Origin of the sequence: Falsiroseomonas oryzae, assembly GCF_027856955.1 — a bacterium.
In the GTDB taxonomy this organism is placed as follows: domain Bacteria; phylum Pseudomonadota; class Alphaproteobacteria; order Acetobacterales; family Acetobacteraceae; genus Falsiroseomonas; species Falsiroseomonas oryzae.
The window spans coordinates 1-2,395 of sequence record NZ_JAPSMD010000631.1; the positions used below are offsets into that span (position 1 = coordinate 1).

Sequence of the window (2,395 nt, forward strand, 5' to 3'; positions counted from 1 at the left end):
AGCATGCGGCGGCGGGGTCTGCTCGGCGCCGGGCTCGCGGCGCTGGCCGCGCCGGCCGTGGCGCAGGCGCCGGCGGGCTGCGCGGGTCCGGTCTACCTGACCATCGACACCGGCTGGAGCCGGGAGGCGGAGCAGATCGCCGCCATCCTGAAGCGCCGCGGGGTGCGCGCGACGCTGTTCATTGCCGACGAGCCGACCTTCCGCGGCGACACCACGCTCTCCGACGCCTGGGCGCCCTTCTGGCGCGCCCGTGCGGCGGAAGGCCACGTCTTCGCCAGCCACACCTGGCGGCACTGGTATTTCCGCGGCGATCCGGCGGCGGGGCAGGTGAACTTCGTCGCGCGCAGCGGCCCGGGCTCGGAGGTGCTGGACCAGGCGAAGCTCTGCGCCGAGCTGGCCCGCCCGGTGGAGGCGCTGCGGCGCATGGCGCCGGAGGCGGTGGTGCTGCCGCTGTGGCGCGCGCCGGGCGGCATCACCACGCCGAACGCGCTGCGCATGGCCGCCGCCTGCGGCCTGCGCCACCAGGGCTGGACGCGCAACGGCTTCCTGGGCGACGAGCTGGACAGCGCGCAGCACCCGAACGCCGTGCTGCTGCGGCGCAACCTGGCGAACATCCGGCCGGGGGAGGTGCTGGTGATGCATTGGGGCGTGCGCAGCCGCCGCGAGCCCTTCGCCGGGATCATGGAGGAGCTCGTCGCCGGGCTGCTGGCGCGGGGGCTCTGCTTCGAGACATTGCCGCCGGGGGGGATCGCGGCCTGATGCTGCAGTGGCTGATGAATCTTTGGGTGGATGCCTCCGGCGCCGTGTACGAGGGCGCGGTGCAGCCGGCGCTCTACGCGGCGGGCATGATGGAATACGCCGACCGCGTGCAGGAATGGCTGGACTTCGCACTGCTCGGCCTGGTGCAGATCGTCGTGGTCTATGCCGTCTGTCGCCCGCTGGAGGCGCTGCGCCCGGTGGAGGCGGTGACCGACCACAAGGCGATCTGGACCGACGTGATCTACACGCTGCTGGCGCGGCTGGGCCTGCTGCCGCTGATCGCCTTCGTGCTGCTGTCCTCGGCGGAGCGCACGCTGCAGGGGCTGCTGGCCGATACCGGCTTCGTCGCGCCGACGCTCGAGACGCTGATCCCCGCGCTGCGCGACATGCCGCTGGTGGCGCTGCTGCTGTATGTCGTGATCCTGGACTTCGGCGAATACTGGCGGCACCGCTTCCAGCACATGTTCGGCTGGTGGTACGCGCTGCACAGCGTGCACCACGCGCAGCGCCAGATGACCTTCTGGACCGACGACCGCAACCACCTGCTGGACGATGCGATCGCCGCCCTGTGGTTCGGCGCGGTGGCGCTGCTGATCGGCGTGCCGCCGGTGCAGTTCGTGCTGATCGTCATGCTGCGCCAGCTTGCCGAGAGCCTGAGCCACGCCAATGTCCGCCTGGATTTCGGCCGGGTCGGGGAGCGCGTGCTGGTCAGCCCGCGCTTCCACCGCATCCACCACGGCGAGCTCTCGGCCGGCGAGGATGGGCGCAACTACGCGGTGCTGCTGCCGGTCTGGGACTGGATCTTCCGCACCGGCGACTTCGACCGCACCAGCTACCCGCGCACCGGCGACCCGATGGCGCCGGAGAGCCTGGCCACGGGCGGCTGGCTGCGCCAGCAGGTGGACGGGCTGAAGGAACTGGGCAAGGCGCTGCGCGGGCGCTGAGCCCGCGCAGACCGCCGCCTCATCGGTAGTTCGGCACGTAGCCCGCGGGCGGGGCGCCCTGGTGCCATTGGCCGTACTGATCGTACCAGCCGCCATAGCGCGGGTCGTAGCCCTGCGCGGGGTAGGGCGGCTGCTGCTGTGCCACGGCGGGATTGGGCGGTGGCGTCAGCGCGCCCGCGACCGTGCCGAGCGCACCGCCGATCAGCGCGCCGCGCCCGGCGCTGCCGGTCATCGAGCCGATCAGCGCGCCGGCGCCCGCGCCGAGCGCGGTGCCGGTCAGTGCGCGCTGGTTGCGGTCGTTGGGGTCGTAGCCGCTCGTGCAGGCGCCCAGCGTCAGCGCCGGGACGAGCAGGAGGGCAGGGAGGATGCGTCGCATGGGCCTTCGCTCCGGCTTGGCCGCCGCGCCCGGCGCGGCGGTTCGTCTGCCGGGGAGAGCAACGCCCGGGCACGGCAGGAGTGGGGCAGGGCGGTGGCGGGATCGGGCCGGCGGAATCACGCCTGCGCCAGCAGGCCCGTGGCGCGATCCTTGCGCGGACGCATCGGATGCCGCAGATCAGCCCCCGAAGACCGCGCTGACAGGACCATCATGCCGCAACCGATTCCCCGCCGCGCGCTGCTCGCCGCGTCGGCCATGTCCGTCGCCGCGCCGGCCGCCGCGGCGACCGCGCAGGGCGCGCAGGCCGCCGCCCTGG

General features: G+C 73.6%; 4 protein-coding genes. 2 read left to right on the forward strand and 2 right to left on the reverse strand.

Annotation, left to right across the window (positions count from 1 at the left end; genetic code table 11):
- Positions 1-759: polysaccharide deacetylase family protein (locus OZN99_RS29870; RefSeq protein ID WP_333779786.1), on the forward strand; the 759-nt coding region annotated here is incomplete at its 5' end.
- A complete protein-coding gene (locus OZN99_RS29875; protein ID WP_270938849.1) occupies positions 759-1,703 on the forward strand; it encodes a sterol desaturase family protein in 945 nt (314 codons plus the stop codon). The genes OZN99_RS29870 and OZN99_RS29875, both read left to right, overlap by 1 nt.
- A gap of 19 nt (positions 1,704-1,722) precedes the next feature.
- On the opposite strand, the gene OZN99_RS29880 is transcribed toward OZN99_RS29875, so the two are convergent.
- Both OZN99_RS29880 and OZN99_RS29885 read right to left on the reverse strand, forming a co-directional pair.
- Positions 1,723-2,079: a glycine zipper family protein gene (locus OZN99_RS29880; RefSeq protein ID WP_270938850.1), complete on the reverse strand. Its 357-nt coding sequence runs from the start codon at positions 2,077-2,079 to the stop codon at positions 1,723-1,725.
- Positions 2,080-2,195: 116 nt separating this feature from the next.
- The coding region (locus tag OZN99_RS29885; RefSeq protein ID WP_270938851.1) for a hypothetical protein at positions 2,196-2,395 on the reverse strand (200 nt) is incomplete at its 5' end.

Bases quoted from the DNA above. Each gene is read 5' to 3' on its own strand.
- OZN99_RS29875 (WP_270938849.1), top strand. From the start codon at position 759: ATGCTGCAGTGGCTGATGAATCTTTGGGTGGATGCCTCCGGCGCCGTG.
- OZN99_RS29880 (WP_270938850.1), bottom strand. From the start codon at position 2,079: ATGCGACGCATCCTCCCTGCCCTCCTGCTCGTCCCGGCGCTGACGCTG.